Here is a 20614-nt window from a genome sequence, read left to right on the forward strand (position 1 = left end):
GGGTCACCACGTCCTCACGACGAGCCTGCAGCTCGGTTCGGTCGGCGTCGGCCGGCAGGCCGGGAGCCCGACCGTGATCCGCGTCGAGGCGGCGACCGGGTGGGAGCCGTAGGGGTCGCCGACGGTCCGCCAGTCCGCCTCGTCGGGCGTCTCGAGCGTGACGTTGATCCGTCTCCTGTCGGGCAGTTCGTACCGATCGCGGAGGCCGTCGCCGGTCGAAGTGAACTCGTCCGGCCCGGCGACGCCCCCGAACAGGTCGTCGACGAGCGTCTCGTTCAGTTCCGTCCGGGAGCCCTCGACGGTCACGTCGTGGAGAAGTTCCGTCGTCACGCGCTCGTTGGCGATGGTCGCCGAACGCTCCATCGAGGCCGAGTACGGCGTGAACAGCGTCGGGACGAACGCGAAGACGAACGCCGTGGCGAGCAGGAAGACGCTCACGCCGGCCGCGTAATCGAGGAGCAGTTGCCCCCGCTCGTCTCCCCGCCCTACGGAGCGGGATCGCACGGTTCGGCGGGGCGGACGGGTCACGTCGCCGTCGTCGCCGCTCATGCGACCACCACCCAGACGGCGAGCGCGAGCGTCATCAGGACGACGACGAACTTCACGCCCGAGACGATCTTCGCGTCCCGGATGTAGCCGCTGATGAACCCGGAGATGATGGCCTGAAGGGTGACCGCGTGGAAGAACAGCAGCGAGAGCATGTCGGGGTCGATGTTGCCCCCGAAGCTGAGCCCGCCGGCCTGCGCCCCGCCACCGTTCCCGCTGGCCTGGTCGGTGAGCCCCGCCATGACGTCGATGAACTGCGTCTGGAGGATGGCCATCACGCCGAGCAGGGTGACGTACGTCATCAGGATGATGGCGACCTGCATCCGCGCCCTCGACTTCCGCTCCCGGTCGATGTCGTCCTGGTTCTCGGACGCCTGCGCGGCCGTCGTCAGCACGTCGGTGATCTGGCTCGACGCCTCCTGTGCCTCCGAGATGAGCTTGATCGTCCGCGCCAGCCGGGGGATGTGGTACTCGTTGTTGAACTCGACGAGCGCCTCCCTGACGCTCGTGCCGTAGTTCACCTTCGCGTACATCACCTCGAACTCGTCGGCGAGCCGTCCCGAGGACGTCTCGGCGACCGTCTCCATCGACTCCAGCAGCGTCTGGCCGGTGTCGTTCGCCGAGGAGAGCTTCCGGAGGCTCTCGGAGAGCTTCCCCGTGATGCCGGCGCGCCGCCGGACGTTCCAGAAGTTGAACACGGCGAGGGGAAGACAGACGACGTACATCGGCAGGTAGACGAGCAGGAACGTTCCCCAGATCGGGTTGTCGATCAGGCGGTCGTACGACAGGGGTGCCCGACCGGACGCGACGCCGATTCCGACCAGCACGAGCGCGGCAGGCACGGTCAGCGCGAGCGTGTACGGCGGGTTGTCCCGGAAGAAGACGTGCGGGGCGGACAACAGCCGTTTCGTCCGGAAGTTGCCCTCGCGGCTCTTGATGCGGTCGAACAGTCCGTACGAGCCGACGAACGACTCGACGAGCCCGAGGTGGACCAGCCCGCCGCGCTGGCTCTGGGCGAACTGCTCGTCGACGCCGTCCGGGTCGAGGTAGCCGTCGCCGACCTCGTCCTGTTTGACCGTCGAGACCAGCACGAGAAAGCCCACGCCGATCAGCGGCGTGAGGAGATACACCGTCGCGTACAGCAGGCGGTCCTGGCTCTGGCCCAGCATCGACATGATGACGAGAATGATGATGAGCAGTAGCGGGAACAGCGAGAGCGTCATGTACATCTCGCCGAACAGTTCCAGCGTCTCCAGGGTCAGTTGCTGCTGCTGTTTCGCGGTTCGGAGGTGTTTCTCCTTCTTGTCCTTCAGGAACCGCTCCATGTCGCCCCCCGAGTTGATGATCGAGAGCATGTCCGTCAGGAACTGTGAGAGTTCGTCGCTCGGGGTTTCTGCGGCCTGCTCGCGGACCGCGTTCCGGTAGTCGGTCCCGAAGTACTCCGTCTCCTGGACGATGCTCTGGAACTCCTTTGCGACCTCGCCGTAGGTGTCCTCGGCCTGGGCCATCGACTCGAGGATCTCGAGCTGGTTGAGCCCGCCGACCGAGAGCGCGTACATGAACGACACCGAGTCCGAGAGCAGCATCTCGATCTCCCGCTCCCGGGCGCTCGCCCGCTGGTACGGGATCGCCAGCAGCGTCCCGAACCCGCTCACGAAGCCCAGCGTCCCGAAGAACAGGCCGCTCAACAGCACCCCTAGGGGCATCTTGAGGCTGTCGAGCAACGCGGCGTTTTCGGCCGAGGAGACGGGGATTCCGAGCCCGACGCTTTCGGCCGAGAGGACCCCGAACGCGAACAGCACCCAGCCCAGCAGCATGCCCACGATCCACAGCGCCAGACCGACGAGGACGCCGACACCGAGCGCGCGGGAGACGTACAGTTCGACCGGCCGGTTCATCCGGGCTTCGGTCAGCTTCTCCTCGATGCCGGCGACGAAGTCGCCGTGCTCGTCGAACAGCCGCCTGAACAGCGGGTAGAACGCGTCCGCGAACCCCCGCGCGTCGCCGAAGCCGTCGCCGGTGTCCAGGCTCATCTACCCATCCTCCGGGTTCTCGACCTCGCCGAACCCCCAGTCGTCGATCTCGTCGTCGGATACCCCGTCGACCTCGTCACTGCCGTCCCGGTCACCGTCGTCCTGATCGCTGCCGTCCTCGTCACCGTCGGCCGAGTCCGGTTCGTCCCCGTCCGGGTCGACCGGGTTCGAGTCCTCACCCGACTCGATCCCGTTCGGATCCTCACGCGATTCGACTTCCTTCGAGCCCCCGGAATCGACGTCGTCGTCGAACTGATCGACGGCGTCGAACGGATCCGCGGTCGACTCCGAAACCGTCCCGTCGCCGGACGGATCCCCGTCGTCCGGCTCGTCGTCGAACGCTGATGGCCGGGCAGTCGGGTCCGCGTCCACCGCATCGCTCGCGTCGATGTCCGGCTCCGGTCGCACGTCCCGCAGCGCCGAGAGCACGCTGTCCGGCTCCGCGCCCCGGTACTCCGCCAGGAGGTCCTCCGCGCGGTCGAGCACGTCCTCGGCCTCCGCGGCGGTCCGCTCGTCCGGCTCGGGGCGGGGGACCATCTCCTCCTTGTCGGCGTCGACGTCGATGAGCACCGACTCCATCTCGCGGAGGTCCTCCAGGCTCTCCTCGAGCCCCTCGTCGGCCATCAGCGCGAGGATCGTCTCGGGGTCGTTGATGAACGCCTGGAGCGTCGCCGCGACCTGCGTGTACGTGTTCAGGCCGCGGTCGATGAGGTACGCGAGCACCGCACGCCGCTGGAGGAGCTCCTCCTGAAGCGTCTCGTGGGACCAGCCCCGGTCGAAGGCGATCTCCTCGAGGGTGTTCGACTCGCCCATCTTCAGGAAGTTGTCCGTCTCGGCCTGCCACTGGTAGACGTCCTGGACGTTGATCTCGTCGTTCTCGGCGTCGTAGTGGTTGATCTCGGTGAGCGACTTGTTCCGGCGGACCTTCCGGCCCTGCACCCGGGTCGACGTCTGGATGGAGACGAGATCCAGCGCCGTGAACATCGTCTTCGAGACGTTGATCGGGTCCGTGGTGAACCGCTTCAGCACCTCGCCGACGCTGTCGGCGTGGAACGTGGTGTAGGTCGTGTGCCCGGTCGACATGACCTGAAACAGCGTCCGGCCCTCCTCGCCACGGATCTCGCCCATCACGATGTAGTCGGGGCGCTGGCGGAGCGCGGCCTCCAGCAGGTCGAACTCGTCGACGTCGCCCTTGTCGTCCTCGGAGAACGAGGGACGGGTGACCGACGCGATCCAGTTGCGCTGGGGCAGTTCGACCTCGCGGGTGTCCTCGATGGAGACGATCTTCGAGTTCGACGGGATGAACAGCGAGACGGCGTTCAGGCTCGTGGTCTTGCCGGACGCGGTGCCGCCGGCGAAGATCAGGCTCTTGTGGTTCTCGATGCAGAGCCAGAGGAACGCCATCTCGTCCAGCGAGAACGTCGTCCAGTTGATCAGGTCGATCGGCGTGAACGGGACGTCCTTGAACTGCCGGATGGTGTAGTTCGTCCCGTGATCGGACACCTCCTTGCCGAGCGTGAGCTGGGCGCGGGAGCCGTCCGGCAGCGTCGCGTCGACCTGCGGGCGCCGCTTCGAGATCCCCTTCCCCGAGCGCTGGGCGAGTTTGACGACGAAGTCGTCGAGTTCGGCCGTCCCGTGGTAGACGTTCGAGATGATCTGCTCGTAATCGGAGTGGTAGACGAAGACGGGGCTCTCGTAGCCGTCACAGGAGATGTCCTCGACGTTGATGTCGTGTTTGATGCCGTCGATGCGTTCGTAGCCGATGAAGTCGCGTTCGAGGTAGTAGAGGAGCTTTCGCACCGTGTACTCCGTGAGCGTCTCCGGGTCCTCCGCGATGACCGCCGGCTCGGGCCGCGCCGCGATCCCCTCGATCTCCCCCTCGGTGACCGGCTCATCGAACCCCAGCGCGCGGACGAGTCGCCCGGCGGCGCCGTCGTCCGGGTCGATGCCGAGCGCGTCGGCGAGTTTGTTCCCGAGCCCCTCGCTCTCCTCGCGTCGGTAGAGGTCGTACCTGTCGAGCAGGTCGTACGTCTCCTCGCGGATGACCTCCTTCCTGTGGGCCTCGTCGCTCGCAACGCCGCCCTCGTCGGCGTACTTGATCGCCGAGCGCAGTTTCCCCTCCAGGAACTCGGTGAGGTCGTCCTCGATGGGGTTGCGGTACGGCTCGACGACGTAGTACTTCTTCTCGTTCTCCTTGGTCGAGTGGAACAGGACGACGAACGAGTACGGCTCGTTCACCCAGTAGCGCTCCTCCTCGCGGAAGTGGGTCTTCTTCGCCATCGGGACGGCCTTCTCCAGGTCGTACCGGTTCGCGATCGTCGTCCGACCGTCGGCCCGCGAGAAGAACTCGTCCTCGTCGACGTCCTCGTTCACGTCGACCGTCCGCTCGTCGACCAGGTCGTCGAGTTCCGGCGCGCGCCCGCTCAGGTGTCCGAGCGTCTCCTCGATGGCGTCCGGGTCGAACCCGAGCGCGTCCGTCCTGTCCTCGTGGGTGAACGCGAGCGGTTCGCCCTCGTCGTCGGTCGGCGGCTCACCCTCCTCGTCCAGAAAGTACTCCTCGCGGTAGTCCTCCCAGGTGTAGAAGTCCTTGACGACGGGCGTGTCGTCGTAGCCGATGAGCGCGGACTGGTCGGTGATCCGGCCGGCGATCTCGGCCCCCGCCGCGAACCGACCCGGCAACGCGTCCGGATCGTCGCCGAGGAACTCGGCGGGGTCGAGCCCGACCGCGCGAACGTCGTCGGCGGTGATCGGCCGACGGTCCGGCTCCCGTTCGGAATCAGCGTCCCCGGTTCCATCGTCCGCCGCCCCACCGTCTCCGACGTCCTCCCGTTCGTCGGGGTCGATTCGTGCCCGCTCGTCCAGCCGGTCCGCCTCGGTCTCGTACCCCAGTTCCCGCAGTAGATCGGCCCAGGAGTAGCGTCCGGCGACGACCCGCGGTTCCCCCCGAAGCGACGCCGGCCCGCCGGATTCCTCGAATCCGGTCCCCGGCGTCGCGTCCGCGTCGTCGGTGGCCATACCACGCCTCACAATCGGAGGTGAAGTTAAATGCACCCCCGAAATATCGTTTTCGAGAACGGGAATATTGGACAGCTAACAGGACTCTCTCGTGAAATTTCGCCACCCCTTCTTTGGATACAAATTCGCCAGTTGGGGGCGGTCTCTCACCCGATTCTGCCGGTCGAGCCGACGTTGAAAGAATATCCGTCGGCCGAGTGCCGGTCACTGGAGGGGTGGGGAGCGACGTCCATCGACTTCGCTTCCCACACCACCTCCTCAGTACGAACGACGGCACGGCTCCTCGCACTCCGAGCGCCCCCGAGGTCTCGTCTACCTCGTAATCCCGTCACGCCGGTTCGCTCGCCGCTCCGTTCCTCGCTATCGGGCGTGACGGGATTCGAACCCGCGATCTAGAGGTTAGGAACCTCTCGCCGTATCCGCTTGGCCACACGCCCCGCTCGAAGCGTGCGGGTGGCCGGTAGAAAAACGGTGCGGAGCGGGCGGATGCCGATTCAGGCCGATTCCGTCTCGGTCGTCGACTCCGTGTCGTCCGCCGCGTCGGCCGCGCTGGCCTCGTCGGCCGTGTCGTCGACGCCGGTCGCTCCCTCCTGCATGTCCTGCAGTTCGTCCTCGATCTCCTCGCGGCCCTTCTTGAACTCGCCCATCGCCTGTCCCGTCGACCGGGCCAGTTTGGGGATCTTGTTCGCGCCGAACAGCAGGACGAGCACGAGGAGAATGATGAGCATCTCCGGCCCGCCGGGGATCGCACCGAACAGGGGTACTGTAGTCAGCATCTCTACCTCCGGCTAGCCCGGTGGCGACTATAGGCTTTTTGCTCCGCTCAGGTCGAGACGCCCGCGAGACGGCCGTCCGAATCACTGCCCCGAGTTTGCCGCCCGCGTCTCGGCGCACGGCCGCCCACGCCAGCCACCCAGAAGCCGAACCGTGGTGACTGGTTGGTTACCATCGCCGAGTAACCGGAGCGTACCGGGGGCAGTGAGCGGGGAGCGACACCCCGTCGCACGCGATCCGACCGCGACGTCCTGGATGACGAGACGACACCTGTCAACCGGTGGCACGACGGGCGAGCGTTTTTGCGCGACGGTCCCTACTGCCGAGGTATGAGCGACGATCAGGCCGCCGACCCCGTCGCGGGCGGTCGGCGCTACAGCCCCGACGCCGACCACGCGTTCCCGGACGAGAAGCTGAACGAGGTGCTCGCGGCGCTCCGCGACGACCCGGAGATCCACACCTACCTCCGCGCACAGAACGTCAACGCAGTCACCCGAAAGGGGTACAACGACCACGGCGCGAAACACATCGAGATCGTCCGCAACCACGCGCTCCGGCTGTACGACCTGCTGAAACGGGGTGGCGTCGAGTTCAACGGCGCCGCCGAGCAGGGGCTCGCGGAGGCCGACGAGGCCGTTATCATCGCGCTCGCCGCGACCCTCCACGACATCGGCCACGTCGTCCACCGCGACGAGCACGCCTACTACTCCATCCCGCTCGCGGCCGACGTGCTCGACAGGTTCCTCGCCGACTTCTACGACACCTCCGAGGCGGTGCGGATGAAGGGCGAGGTGCTCCACGCCATCCTCTGTCACCACACCGAGGAGGACCCCCTGACCCGCGAGGCCGGCGTCATCCGCGTCGCCGACGGACTCGACATGGAGCAGGGACGCTCGCGCATGCCCTACGAGAAGGGCGGGCGCGGCATCAACACGCTCTCCTCGCAGGCGATCCGTCGCGTCGAACTGAAACCGGGGTCGGCCGCCGGCGAGGACGCGCCGGTGCTCGTCGACATCGAGATGGTCAACGCCGCCGGCGTCTACCAGGTCGACAACCTCCTGAAGGCGAAGCTCCGGGACTCGCTCATCGACGAGTACGTCCGCATCGTCGCCATCAACAGCAAGGCGGACGACCAGCTCGTCGAGCGCATCGAACTCTAGGCGTCCCTCGCTGCCGACTTCGAGACGCTTTTGAACGCGGAAGCGGTGTTTCGAACCGAAAGGGGATAGCCTCAGGTGGCACGCTTTGGCAACTCCGTCGCGCTCCTCCGGGACAGGGAGTTCGCGGCGCTCGCGGGGACCGCGTTCGCGCGCAGTCAGGCGTACTCGACGATCCTCATCGCGCTCGCGCTGTACGCGGAAACGTTCGGCACGACGGGGTTCATCGAGGGGCTGTTCGGGACCGCGTTCGCGCTGGTCCAGCTCGCCATCGTGCTCCCGCTCGGGCGGAAGGTGGACACGGGCAACGCGAAGCGCTACCTGCTCGCCGGCTTTCTCGTCAACGTGGCGACGTTCCTCGGGTTCATGCTCGTCCAGAGCCCCGAGCACGTCATCCTCGTCCGGATGGTCCAGGGGCTCGGCGCGTCGATGCTCTGGATCACCGGCGCGACGATCATCGGCGAGATCAGCCCGGACGGGGAGCGGGGCCGCTGGCTCGGCTCGTACAACCAGTTCGCGTCGTTCTCGTCGCTCGCGGGCGACCTGCTCGGCGGCTACCTGCTGTACGCGTACGGCTTCACCGAGACGTACCTGGTCCTCACGCTCATCACGCTCGGAACGTTCGTCCTCGTCTACGCGTTCCTCCGCGACAACCCCGGCGGGCGAAAGGACCCGGAGGAGGCGGGCGGACTGGAGACGTTCCGCTCGCTCATCGACCTCGGCATGTTGCGCGCGCTCGTCACGTTCCGATTCACCTTCAGCGTCGGGAAGATGGCGGTGATCATCTTTCTCCCCATCTACGCGAGGACGGAGTTCGGCATCTCCGCGTTCGCCATCGGCTGGATCATGGCCGGCGGGAAGCTGACGAAGGCGCTCACCCAGGGGTTCGTCGGCAACCTCACCGACCGACTCGGGCGGAAACACTACTTCGTCGCCGTCGGCGCGCTGCTGTACGGGCTGGGAACGGCCGCCATCCCGCTCGCGAGCTACTTCGAGGGGTCGGTCGCGCCGGTCGAGATCTCGTATCTGGGCGACACGCAGGTGCTCGGCGGGGCCTTCTTCGCGCTGTTCGGGGCGTACTCGATCCTCGGCATCGCCGACTCCATCCGCCTACCCGCGAGCATGGCGCTGTTCGTCGAGGAGGGCGAACAGTACGACTCCGTGGCGAGCGCGATGTCGCTCCGCTCCATCTCCTGGAAGGTGGGCCAGGTGGTCGGCCCGGTCCTCGTGGGCACCGTGATGGACTTCGTCTCGACGGAGGCGGGGTTCCTGCTCGCCGCGGGGTTCATCGCGTTCGCCACCGCGTCGTTCGTCGTGCAGTCGCGGTTCGCTGCGCGTGCGGCGGCGGCCGAATCGGGACGGCCGGCCGCTGGCGACGACTGAACCACGTCTGTGTCACCGGGCACGAGGTGAGACGGTAACGGTATTGCATCGACGGCGAGCGCCGCGACATGGTCCGCGAGCACCGCGACCCGGTCCAGTACGGGCTGCTCCGGCAGGAGTGGCGTGAGGAGTTCACCGCCCCGACATCGCGAACGCACCCGGCTTCCACCGTTCAGAGCCGTCGCTCGTTGTGCTCGTCGTAGGCCGACAGGTTCCGGTCCGCGAGTTCCACGGTCCGCTGGATCCGGTGGTCCCTCGTTTCGTCCGTCTTCGCGTCGGTCACCAGCGCGATGAACGCGTGCTGGTCCGTGTTGGAGAACGCCTGGAAGTTCTCCCAGGCCTTCTCGTTGGCCTGCAGCGCGCGTTTCAGTTCGGGCGGAACCTCGTGGTCGTCGCCGAGCCGATACGCGTCCGCCCACGCTCCCGACTCCCTGGCCGCCTCGACCAGTTCCATCCCGGCCGGGGTCATCTTCCCGGCCTCGATCATCCGCTCGACGCGCTCCGTGTTGTTCTTCGACCACTTGCTGTCGGGCTTGCGGGGGGTGAACCGCCGTTTGTACGTCTCGTCGTCGATCCCGTTGACGAGGCCGTCGATCCAGCCGAAACAGATCGCCTCCTCGACCGATTCGCCGTAGCCGATGCCGCTCCGGTCGGCGTCCGCCTTGTAGTACCCGACCCACAGTTCGTCGGTCGAACCGTGGTTCGCTTCGAGCCAGTCGCGGAACTCCGTTCGGGAGCTGAAGAATACGGGGTCCATCGTCGGAGTACCGTATCGAACGGCCGGGTGATAATCGTGCGGGTCAGGGGAACGGATCACGTCGTCCGTGCGTCCCGTCGCTCCGCCGGTGGAGCATGATCGGGTTGTCGTCGGGGTCGGCGACCATCGCCATCGCGCACGTGGGGAACTCCTGTGGCTCCATCAGGACGGCCATCCCCTCGTCCCGAAGCCGTTCGACGGCCGACTCGACGTCGTCGACAGCCATCGAGACGCCGACGCCGCCCGCACCCGGAGACAGGGGAACCGCGGGGTTCACCTCGCCCAGCGCGAGCGTGGTCGGCGGCAGGGCGAACTCCGCCCAGCCCGACTCCTCGTCCAGCGATTCGAGGGCGAGTCCGAGCGTGTCCCGGTAGAACGAGACGGACTGCTCGATATCGCTGACGGTGTGAAACACGAAGTCCGCTGCTTTGGCGTTCATGCGACGTCCCTACGACGACCACTGCCCAGTTAATTTCTCACCCCGGAGCGAATGTAAACAGGTGTCGACTCGTACGGCCCGCCGGAACGAACTCGCCCGCGCGTCGTCAATCCCAGCGTTTCGAGGGTGTCAGCGCCGCCTGTCGTGACCGCCGCCACCACAACCCGGCGTTGAGGAGCACGCCGGCGAGGAGGAGCCCCCAGTTGAACCACGGGTCGTCGTACCAGACGAGGTCGATTCCGAGCGACTGCGAGTAGAGCGGCCAGAACGGCTCGACGGCCTGGGCGACGTCAGGTGCCGAGAGCATGTCCGCGAACAGGTGTGAGAGCCCGGGAATCCACACGACGAGGAACCAGAACGCGAACCCCGGCCATTCGGCGGGCTTCGAGGACTCGTCGACCGTGTCGGCGACCCGCCGGTACGCCAACGAGAGAACGGGCCCGAGAACCGCCGCCGCGACGGTGACGAACAGCACGGTGTGGAGGACGCCGTGGTGTTCGATCGTCCCGACGACGGTCTTGAGTGGCAGATCGACGTCCGGCAGCATCCCGAATAGGACGCCCACAGCGACGAACGTCCCGACCGGCGTCGACCGACCGGCGAGTAGCCACGCCGGCGCGAGCCACAGCAGCGCCATCCCGAGGTGTCCGGCAACGTCGACCACGGTGTCGGTTCCACGTCCGTCCCTAAACCGTTGCTGGCGGCTTCTCGTGTCCTGCCCGTTGCCGGTCGGCAGAACATGCGTCGGCCGGGATCTGGACCGAGCCGAGCCTGGCTACTCGCTTCGCTCGGAACTGCGACTCGTCGGGTTCAGAATCCCGACGAAGCGATCACGTCTCTCACAGGCGTTCGAGGCGACACTGCGCCGGCCGGGATTTGAACCCGGGTCGTTGGCTTGGAAGGCCAAAGTCATACCAGCTAGACCACCGGCGCGCCGTGGTAGTTGCTATCGGCAGCAGGAATAAGGGCCTTCCCCTTTCAGTCAGTCGTCGGCAGCCGCCTCCTCGTCGGGTTCCGCCGCTCGCGGTCCCGCCGCGTGGCCCTCGTGTGTGACCGCAGTCGCCAGCAACTCGGGCGAGATGGCGGGTACGTCGGCGGCCTCGACCGGACCCAGCGCGTCGACGTCCTCCGTCGAACGCGGGAACGGCCGCAGGTCCATGTGGATGGCGATGCCGGCTTTCGCGCCCTCTCCCATCGCGACCGGGATCTGGTTGTACCCCGGCGTGAGATCGCCGACGGCGTACACCCCGTCCCGACTCGTGCGCCCGTGGTCGTCGACGTCGACCGTGCCGTCGTCGGTGCGTTCCAGGTCGAGCGCGTCGGCGAGTTCCGCGTTGTAGTTCGAGCCGTACATCGGGAAGCCGCCGCGGTACTCGCGGGTCGTCCCGTCCGCGAACTCGAACGACTCCAGCCAGCCGTCCTCGTCCTTGTTCATGCCCGTGATCTCCTCGTGGATCACGTCTACGGGGTGGTTCTCCAACATCGTCGCCGTCGCCTCGCTCCACTCCGGGTTCGCGCCGCGGGTGAGCACGTCCACCTCGTCGGTGAAGTTGAGCATGATCATCCCGACGTGTGCCGCGGCGTCGCCGGCGCCCATCACGTACACCGGCTCGTCGACGAACATGTACGCGTCACAGTGGAGACAGTAGTGCAGTCCCCGACCGGTCGGCGGGAGGGGCGGATCGGGCCGCTCGTCGGAGAATCCGGTCGCCAGGACGAGCCGTCTGGTGGCGTACTCCTCCCCGCCGGCGACGAGTCGATAGCCGGTCGCGTCCTCCGACGCCTCCCCACCCGATTCCGAAGACGGCGGCCGGACGTCCTCCACGAACGTCCGCTCGTAGTCGGCACCGTAGGACTCGACTTGCTCCCGGGCCGTCCGGAGGAACTCGGCGCCGCTCGTCTCCTCGGTGACGCCGATGACGTTGTGCGTGTCCTGCATCATCGCCGCGCGGCCGCCGCCGCGGTCGAAGACCGCCGTCCCCAGCCCGAGTCGCGTCGTGTACAGCGCGGCCGTCAGCCCGGCCGGTCCGCCGCCGACGACCACCACGTCGTAGTCGAACTCGTCGCTCATGGGGAACCGTTCGGGTGCGCACAGTTAAAGTCGCCTTCCGGCTGTGCGCGGTCGACGACGGACCGACCCGCGCGGGAGCGGCAGGGATCGACTCGCTCCGGAGCGACCGGGAACGGTCCGCGCGGCCGACTCCCCGCCGGGAAGCGTTCGAGCGCGCGGAATCAGTCGGCCGCGACGACCGCGTAGCAGTTTCCGCTGGAGACGAACGCCTCCACCGTCCGCACGCCGCTCGCGTCCAGATCCGCGCGGAACTCGTCGGGGTCGTAGATGTGGTAGAAGCGCGGGACGGTCCGACCGCCCGGGAGGGTCCAGTCGACCTCGGTGTCGAACCCCTCCTCCGCGTCGAACCGGTCGCTCTCGGTGCTCCACGCGCTGACGAGCGCGCGGCCGCCGGGCGCTAGCGACCGACCGAGTTCGGAGAGGGACGCGACCCGGCGCGCGCGGGGGCGGAGGTGGTGGACGGCGGCGACGTACACCGCCACGTCGACGACGTCGTCCCGGACGGGCAGCGCCGCCGCGTCGCCGAGAACCGGGGCGAACGCGTCCCGATAGCCACGTTCTCCGGCCCGATCGACGGCCTCGCGGATGAGTTCCTCGCTCACGTCGACGCCGACCACCCGCTCGGCGCGTTCGGCGAGCGACTCGGAGTGGCGGCCGTTCCCACAGCCGACGTCGAGCGCGACCTGTCCCGATCGCCCGTCGAGGAACGACTCCACCTCGGGCCAGGCGTACCGCCTGGTTCGCGCGAAGTGGGACGCGATCCGATCGTACGTCTCGGCAACCTCCCGACGTTCAGCCGGTCGTGCGGGCTCGTCGCCGCGTCCCGATCGATCGCCCGTCATGTTCCGATGAACGCGAATGCGACGTACGTGGACAGCAGCATCAGGCTGGCGTGTTTGACGCCGTCCGCCATGCGACCCTCCCCGAGTTGGCCGGCGATGACGCCCGAACAGACCGCCTGAATCGCCGAGGCGTGATAGAACAGCAGGACGTACTTCTCGGTCGAAACGTCCCCGAAGCCGCCGAACACGCCCGAGACACCCGACACGCCGGTTCCGGAAACGCCGTCGTTCGTGCCGGCGATCGCCGCGTTCTCGATCGCCGGCACGAACGACACCGAGAGCGCGCCGACGATGCCGAGGAACACGGCGAAGGAGACGTAGATGACCAGCAGGTACGTCACCATCACCTGCCGTCGCTCGCGGCGGAGCCGCTGGGTCGCCCGCGTCTCGTCGGCGGCGATCTCGAGCACCGGCGCGACCTCCCCGCTGGCCGAGATCGCGTTCGTGACGAGCGCGACCGCCCGCGAGACCATCGGCGAGTCGACCCGGTCCTCCATCCGTTCGAGCGCCGTCGCCGCGTCCGCACCCCACCGGATGTCCCGCCAGGTGCGCTCGATCTCGGGCGTCAGCTTGCCCAGATCCGAGCGGGTGAGCCGGCGGATGCTCTCCACGACCGTCAGCCCGGCCTCGTTGATGCTCGCCATCCGATCGAGAAAGTCGGGCACGGCACGCTCGATGGCCCGCGTTCGGCGCTTGTCGAGTTCGTACACGAGCCCGTAGCCCACGAGCGCGAGCAGCGTCGCCTCGATGACGGGCGTGTCGAGCGCTCGGAGCGCCGGCAGCGGTGCGAGCGGGAACGCGTCGACCCGAAACCGGATCCACCAGAGTCCGGCGGGAACCGTGACGAGCATCGTCGCGGCCGGGCGGGCGAGGATCGCCCGACGTGGCCGCCTCAGCCAGCCCAGCAGTCGGTCGAACGTCTCGTACGCCGCGAGCCGTTCCCGGCTGGCCGCCCAGCGGTCCGACGCACCGCCGACGCCGCCGTCCGCGCGCGTGTCCTCCTCGGACGCGGTGCTGATCGCGGCGGCGCTCCGCCGTCGCGGGTCGGCCGCTATCCCGGTCCGCCGTGTCTCCTGGCTCGTGTTCGTGATGGAGTCGACGTAGACGGCGAACCCGGCGGTTCCGAGCGGGACGGCGACGTAGACGACCACTCGCAACAGCGCCGTCGTGTCCTGTAGCACCATCCCGATGACGACGAGGATGGTGATGAAAAACAGCGGCCCGGCGACGAGCACCGTCACGTACGCCTCCGCGAACGCCGAGAGGACCTCGAGATACTGCTCCTGCTGGGACTCGGCCTCCGCCTGATAGCGCTCGTACTGGCCCTTCAGGTACTCGGAGATGTTCTGCCCGCTGGCGAGCACCGAGGCGACGTTCTCGCCGAACTCGGCCATGTTCTCCGAGGGCGTCCGCCGGCCAAGTCGCTCCATCGCCGTCAGCACGTCCGTCCCGAAGTTGTTCATGTCGCGGACGCCGACGCCGAGTTCCCGCGCCGCCTCCCCGTACACGCCCTCGTTCTCGGTGAGCGTGTTCAACACGTTCGGGAACGCCATCCCGGACCGCGAGAGCGCGTAGACGAACGCGACCGTCCGGGGCAGCGTCGCCTCGATCTGTCCCGCGCGGGCGTTCGCGCGCTGGTCCAGAAGCTCCCACCGGATGGCGTACGTCGCCAGCGCCGCCCCCGCGCCGAGCGTCGCCGAGGACGCCAGCAGCAGCGGGAACAGGTCGCCGACCCCCAGTTCGCCGACGCGCGTGAGGTCGGCGAGAAACGAGAGCGCGGCCGGCAGCCGCGCCCGGAGCGTCTCGCCGTTCACCCGGAGCGCCGCCAGCAGGAACCCCATCCCGTACACCCCGAGGAGGCTGCCGGCGACGCCCGCGATCCCCGAGTACATGAGCGTCTTCGAGGCGTACACGCGGTGGGTCACGCCGAGGTGTGCGGCGCGGATCCGCGTCCGCTGGTTCCGCTTCCGTGGGTTCTCCTGGGCAACGTAGTCGCCGAAGAACACGAGCGCCGTCCGCGTCACCGCGAGGTTGACCCGACGGCTGAACGGGGCCGCCGCGACCGGCGCGAGCAACGCCACGAGCAGGAGGATCGAGACGAGTGCGACCCCGAGCATCGGCTACGGCTCCGCCCTTCCGGACCCGTCCCCCTCGTCGGGGACGGCGTCGTCCGCCGTGCCGTTCTCCGGTCCCTCGGCGTCTTGGGATCCGTGTTCGTCCGGTGACCCGTGCTCGTCCGGTGACCCGTGCTCGTCCGGTGATCCACGCTCGTCCGGTGATCCATCGTCGTCGGTCGGTCCCGTCGTCGATCGCGCCTCCGTCGTCGCCGCGATCCGGTCCATCACCCGGTCGGGGTTCGAGTAGTACTCGTTGACCAGCGCCGTGAACCGGCGGTAATCGGAGATCCCCCGTTCGCGGAGGTGTTCGAGGAACGTCCGCCTGTTCCGGAGCTCCGAGAGGAGTTCCGACCGCGACCAGCCGCGCTCCTCCTGGATCTCCTCGAGCAGGTCCGAGTCGCTCCGGCGGAACGAGTCGTCCTCCGGGTCCCACGAGAACGACGACGAGTAGTCGAGTTCGCCGGTCCGCTGGTCGATGCCGCCGATCTCGCCGACCGTCCGCGCGCGGCGAACCCGCTCGTTCCCGAATCGGGTGAGCGTCTGGATGGAGAGCAGATCGAGGCTCTGGACCATCGCGCGGGGCACGTTGATCGGCTCGTTCTCCAGCCGGTTGATCACCGTCTCGATGGAGTCGGCGTGCATCGTGGAGAACGTCGTGTGCCCGGTGTTCATCGCCTGGAACAGCGTCACCGCCTCCGCGCCGCGCACCTCGCCGACGATGATGTACTCCGGCCGGTGGCGCAGCGCCGACCGCAGCAGGTCGTACATGTCGATGTCCGTGCCCTCGTGGAGCCGCTCGCGCGTGACCGAGGAGAGCCAGTTGTCGTGATACAGCGACAGTTCGCGGGTGTCCTCGATGGTGAGCACCTTCGAGCGCGGGGGGATGAACATCGAGACGGCGTTCATCGAGGTGGTCTTGCCCGACGCCGTCCCGCCCGCGAAAATGAGGCTCTTGTTGTGCTCGATGCAGAGCCAGAAGTACGCCATCTGCTCGACGCTGAACGTGCCGTACTCGATCAGGTCGATGGGCGTGAACGGCTCGTCGGCGTACTGTCGGATGGTGAACGCCGAGCCGCGCGGGGTCACCTCCTCGCCGAGCGCGAGTTCGGCACGCGAGCCGTCGGGAAGCGTCGTCTCGACGATGGGGTCCCCGACCGAGATGTGCCGGCCGGACCGCTGGGCGAGCCTGATGACGTAGTCGTCCAGTTCGTCCCGCCCGAAGGCGACGTTCGTCTCGATGTCCGTGTACTCGTCGTGGTAGACGAACAGCGGGAGGTCGTAGCCGTCACACGAGACGTCCTCGATGTGGCGGTCGTTGAGCAGCGGGTCGACCTTGCCGTACCCCCGAAAGTCCCGCCTGAGGTAGTAGAACAGCGTGTGGTAGGTCGCCATGTCCGCGTCGACGCCGTACTGTTCGAGCAGCGTCTCCAGTTCCTCCCGGAGCGTCTCCTCGTCCGCCCGCTCCGAGTCGCTTCGGAACAGCAGCGGGTCCCTGATGTCGTCGACGACGCGTTCGAGGAGCGTTCGCTGGAACCCGTCGAGTTCGGGTTCGACGACATGGTACCGGCGTTCGCTCTCCTCGGGGTCGCGGCTGATGACGACGTAGGCGTAGGGGGCGTTCACCCAGTAGCGGTCGATCTCCTCGTGGCCGTCCGGGACCGAAAACGACGCCAGCGGGCCGTCCTCGCCGGGCCGGAACGGCCTCACCTCGAGATCCGTTCCACGGAGCATCTCGATGGTGCGGGCGATGCGGCGGCGGAGCGCCCCCAGCCGCCCATCAGCCCCCCCATCGGCGTCCGCGAGTTCCCCCGACATGCCGTGATCGTCGGTCGTTTGGCGCACCCGTACTTAAATCCGGCACCGCCGGTTAGCGGAATTGATACTCGCCGGCTCGGCGGTCTCGTGGGCCGACGGAGGCCTCCCCGACGTCGAACCGAGCGTCACTCCACACGGTCCGCCCGGAGCAACAGCACGCCGAAGGCGAGGTAGAACGGAACGCCGAGCGGGATCGAGGTCCCCGCCAGCCCGCCGCCGACGCCGAGGTCGACGCCGAAGAGCCCGCCCGTCAGCAGGACCGAGGCGACCCCGAAGACGACCCCCGTCGCGGTCAGCAGGCTGCCGAGCAGACGGACGGGATCGACCGACCAGGATTCGGCTCGCGCTTCCTCGCGGTAGTAGTGGACGGAGACCGCGACTGCGACGAGCAGCACCCCGGCCCCCACGAGCCACGCCGCGTACGCGCCGGCGACCGACTGGCCCGCCTGCAGCTGGTAGGCGGAGAGCGGATCCCGGAGGCTGGTCGCGCGTGCCAGCGGGACGCCGAACGCGTACTGGATCTCCAGCAGCGGGAAGCGGACGAGGAGGATGCTCCCGCCGCCGACGCTGCCGTGGAACACGTTCCACGGGATGAGCACGGAGAGCCACGTCGAGAGCACCGCCAGTTCGGGCGCGTACTCCGAGCGGACCCAGACCATACGCGGCGACCGGCACGGGACGACATAAAACCGAGTGAACTGGCCGTGGCCGTGAATCCGGTCGAGACTGGACCGAGCGGCGAGGCCCGAGAGCCGACGAGCCGGCCGATGCGACACGCAGACGCGACCGGCCGAGTTGGCCGAACCGCACCATCACTCTGCGTTACGTTCATACTCGTGTGCCACCACGGCTCCAGTACGGAATGAGGCGCGACTACTTCGAACTGGCCGTCGAGCAGATCGGATGGGTGGATTCTGACGGAGACCCGCGGAAACCACACGTGTACATCGATTTCCACGGACCGGACGGTCTGCTTCGAGAGCGCCTCACGGGCACCGAGGACGGCCTGCTGGACGGCGAGGAGATCGACGTCGCGTTCCGGCTCCAGACGTCCCACGAGGAGGACCCGGACGCGGCCGGCGTCGTCGGCGTCACGAACCGCATCACCGGCGACTTCGTGCTGGAACTGAACCAGGCCGCGGCCGACGTCCTCCAGTTCATCCGCGCGGCCCGCGAGTACGGCCAGCAGAACGACGGCGACGGGGGTTACCGCGTCGAGATCACGGTCGAAGGGGAGCCGCTCGTCTCCTACGAGAAGGAGACGTTCCTCGTCTACGACCCCGAGGGGAACCTCCTCCGGCGCGAGAGCCTCATCCCCTCGGGCGTCGAACTGTGAGGGCGAGTCTGCCTCAACCCCGACTCCGAACCATCTCGACCGGGCGCCCGAACCGGAACGTCCATGCCCCGGTCGGTCCCACCTGGTTCCAGTGAAGAACGTCACCGACCGCGTCTCGAACCCGTTCGGGATGGAGCCGGACTGTGACCGGTTCGTCCCCGGGTACGGCGACGCAAACGCCGACTTCCACGTCGTCGGCGACCACCCGGGCGTCCACGGCGGCGTCGACGCCGGCGTCCCGTTCACCGGCACTCCCGCGGCCGAGCGGTTCCAGGCCGCCCTGGTCGAAGCGGGCCTGCTGGAAGCGGCCGGGGATGCACCCGACGTGAACTCGACGTTCCTCTCGTATCTCCACATGTGCGTTCCCGACGGCGAGCCGTCGGCCGGCGAGTACGCCGACATGGAGCGGTTCTTCGACGCGGAACTGCGCGCCATCGCGGCCCACGTCCTGCTTCCGGTCGGTGCCCGCGCGACCGAGCACGTGCTGGAGACGTACACGGCCCAGGCCTGGAAGACCGAGATCGACATGCGGGGGCTCCACGGGGCTGAACTCCGGGGGTCAGGGTGGCTGGTCCTCCCGATCCTCGACCCGGTCGAGTGGGAGGAAGGAGACGCCGCCGACCTCGTCGAAGCCATCGAGACGATGCGCTCGACCGACTATCGCAGGGAGTCCGATCTGGGTCGGTTCATCGCTGGCGAGGACCCGTACCTCGTCCGCTGAGACGCCAAGTATTGACGGTCGACCCCGGTTTTTTGTGGGTTGGTAGCATCCGTGTCACCGGCGGCCATCCGAACGCGTCTGACTGTCAGACCGCACGCGTCTCGGCGACGTCCGCCGTCTATGATTGGTGCTCGCCGGCCGTGGCATGCGGCCGGCAACGCGCTTTCTCGCCGCGAACCGACCGCTCGACAGCGCGACGCTCGCCACCGGTGCGGCGCCGGCTCGTCGGACCGACGGGACCCTCCCGAGTTCGGGACCGACGGGAGCCTTCCGAGTTCGGGACCGATGGAACCTCCTGCGGCTTGACGGCCGATGGGAACTCTCTTGGGTCCCGACGGCCCACTCGGGTGCGTGAAGCGCATCCGCCTGCACAACACCGTCTTCGAGGGGTTGAACGACGTGTATCTCCTCGACGGCGAGGAGACGGTGCTCGTCGATACCGGCGTCGCCCTCCCCGAGGTGCGCTCGGAACTTGAGGAGGGCCTGTCGGCCCACGGCGTCGCGCTGGCCGACGTCGACCGCGTGTTCCTCACCCACTGGCACCTCGACCACGCCGGCCTCGCCGGCGAGATCCAGGCAGAATCCGGCGCGAGCGTCCACGTCCACGAGGCCGACGCGCCGCTCGTCTCCGGCGAGGAACCCTCCCTGCTCGAGGACCACCCCGGACAGCGCGAGACGTTCGCGGAGTGGGGCATTCCGCGCGGGAAGCGGACGGAACTCATGGCATTCCTCGAGGAGCAGATGGACCTGGGCGGCGACCCCGCCGACGTGACGCCCTTTGCTGACGGCGACACGTTCGACGTGAACGGCCGGACGCTGGAGGCGGTTCACCTGCCCGGCCACGCCGCCGGACTCTCGGCGTTCGCGGACGAGGCCGCCGGCGAGGCGTTCGTCGGCGACGCGATCCTCCCGAAGTACACGCCGAACGTGGGCGGCGCGGACGTCCGTGTCGACTCCCCCCTCGCCAGGTACGTCGACAGCCTCGTCGAGATCGTCGGGCGCGACTGGGACGTCGCGTGGCCGGGCCACCGCGACCGCATCGACGACCCGGCCGGCCGCGCGGCGACGATCCTCCAGCACCACCGCGACAGGACGGGGAACGTCGTCGACGTGCTCGACGCGCGCGGGGCGTCGACGCCGTGGGAGGTCAGCGCGGAACTGTTCGGCTCCCTCGAGGCGATCCACGTGCTCCACGGCCCCGGCGAGGCGTTCGCACACCTCGATCACCTCGCGGACGCCGGCGTCGTCGAGCGCGACGGCGGGCGCTACCGTCTCGTCGACCCTGCGGTCGACGTCGACGCGCTGTTCCCGGACGTGGGCATCGAGCGCGTGGTCGAGTTCGAGGAATGAGCGGCCGGATCCAGCCGGTCCACGGAGGGTTCGATCTTCAAGCACTGGCGCGCGGCGACGGCCGCGGGAGCCGACAGGCGGGGGCGTTCGGGGCGGCCGACGTGACGGCGAAACGGGGACCGTAGCCGACGGCCGTGGGGCTGTTACGGCCGCCACGGAACCGGAGAACGCGACCGGACGGACCGTTCCACGGCCCGCGACCGACGCGACGTCCGAAGACGCAGGAACACAACACTAAAACACGCCCTCGGCCAAGAA

The 20614-nt window shown here is 68.2% G+C and carries 18 protein-coding genes and 2 tRNA genes; 6 read left to right on the top strand and 14 right to left on the bottom strand.

All coding sequences use genetic code 11. The annotated features are described in order from the left end of the window. Positions 1-3: 3 nt before the first annotated feature. From RJT50_RS08890 to RJT50_RS08910, 5 genes are all read right to left on the bottom strand, one after another. On the bottom strand, positions 4-549 hold the full coding sequence (locus tag RJT50_RS08890; protein ID WP_313690859.1) for a DUF7287 family protein: 546 nt from the start codon (positions 547-549) through the stop codon (positions 4-6). Next, a complete protein-coding gene (locus RJT50_RS08895) occupies positions 546-2579 on the bottom strand; it encodes a type II secretion system F family protein (RefSeq protein ID WP_313690861.1) in 2034 nt (677 codons plus the stop codon). The genes RJT50_RS08890 and RJT50_RS08895 overlap by 4 nt, the downstream gene beginning before the upstream one ends. Then, positions 2580-5594 (bottom strand): type II/IV secretion system ATPase subunit, encoded by a 3015-nt coding sequence (locus RJT50_RS08900; protein WP_313690862.1) that lies wholly within the window; start codon positions 5592-5594, stop codon positions 2580-2582. 364 nt (positions 5595-5958) lie between these two features. Continuing rightward, a tRNA-Arg gene (locus RJT50_RS08905) sits at positions 5959-6031 on the bottom strand. 57 nt (positions 6032-6088) lie between these two features. Beyond that, positions 6089-6370 (bottom strand): Sec-independent protein translocase subunit TatA/TatB, encoded by a 282-nt coding sequence (locus tag RJT50_RS08910; protein ID WP_313690863.1) that lies wholly within the window; start codon positions 6368-6370, stop codon positions 6089-6091. Positions 6371-6697: 327 nt separating this feature from the next. Between RJT50_RS08910 and RJT50_RS08915 the strand changes: the two genes are divergently transcribed. Together RJT50_RS08915 and RJT50_RS08920 are read left to right on the top strand one after the other, a co-directional pair. Then, positions 6698-7528, top strand: coding sequence for an HD domain-containing protein (locus RJT50_RS08915; RefSeq protein WP_313690864.1), 831 nt, complete (start codon positions 6698-6700; stop codon positions 7526-7528). Between the two features lie 75 nt (positions 7529-7603). After that, a complete protein-coding gene (locus RJT50_RS08920; protein ID WP_313690866.1) occupies positions 7604-8908 on the top strand; it encodes an MFS transporter in 1305 nt (434 codons plus the stop codon). Between the two features lie 172 nt (positions 8909-9080). Here the strand turns inward: RJT50_RS08920 and RJT50_RS08925 are convergent, their stop codons facing one another. The 9 genes from RJT50_RS08925 to RJT50_RS08965 form a co-directional block, all read right to left on the bottom strand. Further along, entirely contained in the window at positions 9081-9665 is a 585-nt protein-coding gene (locus tag RJT50_RS08925; RefSeq protein WP_313690868.1) for a YdeI/OmpD-associated family protein, read from the bottom strand. A 43-nt stretch (positions 9666-9708) separates the two neighbouring features. Beyond that, positions 9709-10104: a VOC family protein gene (locus tag RJT50_RS08930; protein WP_313690870.1), complete on the bottom strand. Its 396-nt coding sequence runs from the start codon at positions 10102-10104 to the stop codon at positions 9709-9711. A 106-nt stretch (positions 10105-10210) separates the two neighbouring features. Continuing rightward, positions 10211-10768 carry a metal-dependent hydrolase gene (locus RJT50_RS08935; protein ID WP_313690871.1) on the bottom strand — a complete coding sequence of 186 codons (558 nt, stop codon included), beginning with the start codon at positions 10766-10768 and terminating at the stop codon, positions 10211-10213. Between the two features lie 197 nt (positions 10769-10965). Continuing rightward, positions 10966-11037 (bottom strand) — tRNA-Gly (locus tag RJT50_RS08940). Positions 11038-11086: 49 nt separating this feature from the next. Continuing rightward, complete coding sequence (locus RJT50_RS08945) at positions 11087-12175, bottom strand: NAD(P)/FAD-dependent oxidoreductase (RefSeq protein WP_313690872.1); 1089 nt, start codon at positions 12173-12175, stop codon at positions 11087-11089. A 161-nt stretch (positions 12176-12336) separates the two neighbouring features. After that, positions 12337-13017, bottom strand: coding sequence for a class I SAM-dependent methyltransferase (locus RJT50_RS08950; RefSeq protein WP_313690873.1), 681 nt, complete (start codon positions 13015-13017; stop codon positions 12337-12339). Further along, a complete protein-coding gene (locus RJT50_RS08955) occupies positions 13014-15134 on the bottom strand; it encodes a type II secretion system F family protein (protein WP_313690874.1) in 2121 nt (706 codons plus the stop codon). The genes RJT50_RS08950 and RJT50_RS08955 overlap by 4 nt, the downstream gene beginning before the upstream one ends. 3 nt (positions 15135-15137) lie before the next feature. Further along, positions 15138-16949, bottom strand: coding sequence for a type II/IV secretion system ATPase subunit (locus RJT50_RS08960; protein WP_313690876.1), 1812 nt, complete (start codon positions 16947-16949; stop codon positions 15138-15140). Positions 16950-17074: 125 nt separating this feature from the next. After that, positions 17075-17608: a DUF7549 family protein gene (locus tag RJT50_RS08965; RefSeq protein WP_313690878.1), complete on the bottom strand. Its 534-nt coding sequence runs from the start codon at positions 17606-17608 to the stop codon at positions 17075-17077. A gap of 203 nt (positions 17609-17811) precedes the next feature. On the opposite strand from RJT50_RS08965, the gene RJT50_RS08970 reads away from it, so the two are divergent. The 4 genes from RJT50_RS08970 to RJT50_RS08985 all read left to right on the top strand — a co-directional run bounded on the left by RJT50_RS08970 (position 17812) and on the right by RJT50_RS08985 (position 20481). Next, the gene (locus tag RJT50_RS08970) at positions 17812-18285 is read left to right on the top strand and encodes a DUF5793 family protein (RefSeq protein ID WP_313690880.1); all 474 of its coding nucleotides are present in this window, start codon (positions 17812-17814) and stop codon (positions 18283-18285) included. 91 nt (positions 18286-18376) lie between these two features. Continuing rightward, positions 18377-19006 (top strand): uracil-DNA glycosylase family protein, encoded by a 630-nt coding sequence (locus tag RJT50_RS08975; protein ID WP_313690882.1) that lies wholly within the window; start codon positions 18377-18379, stop codon positions 19004-19006. Positions 19007-19357: 351 nt separating this feature from the next. Next, the gene (locus tag RJT50_RS08980; protein ID WP_313690884.1) at positions 19358-20356 is read left to right on the top strand and encodes an MBL fold metallo-hydrolase; all 999 of its coding nucleotides are present in this window, start codon (positions 19358-19360) and stop codon (positions 20354-20356) included. After that, positions 20353-20481 carry a hypothetical protein gene (locus tag RJT50_RS08985; protein ID WP_313690885.1) on the top strand — a complete coding sequence of 43 codons (129 nt, stop codon included), beginning with the start codon at positions 20353-20355 and terminating at the stop codon, positions 20479-20481. Before RJT50_RS08980 ends, RJT50_RS08985 begins: the two co-directional genes overlap by 4 nt. Positions 20482-20614: the final 133 nt, after the last annotated feature.

The organism is Halobaculum sp. XH14 (assembly GCF_032116555.1).
Taxonomy (GTDB): Archaea; Halobacteriota; Halobacteria; order Halobacteriales; family Haloferacaceae; genus Halorarum; species Halorarum halobium.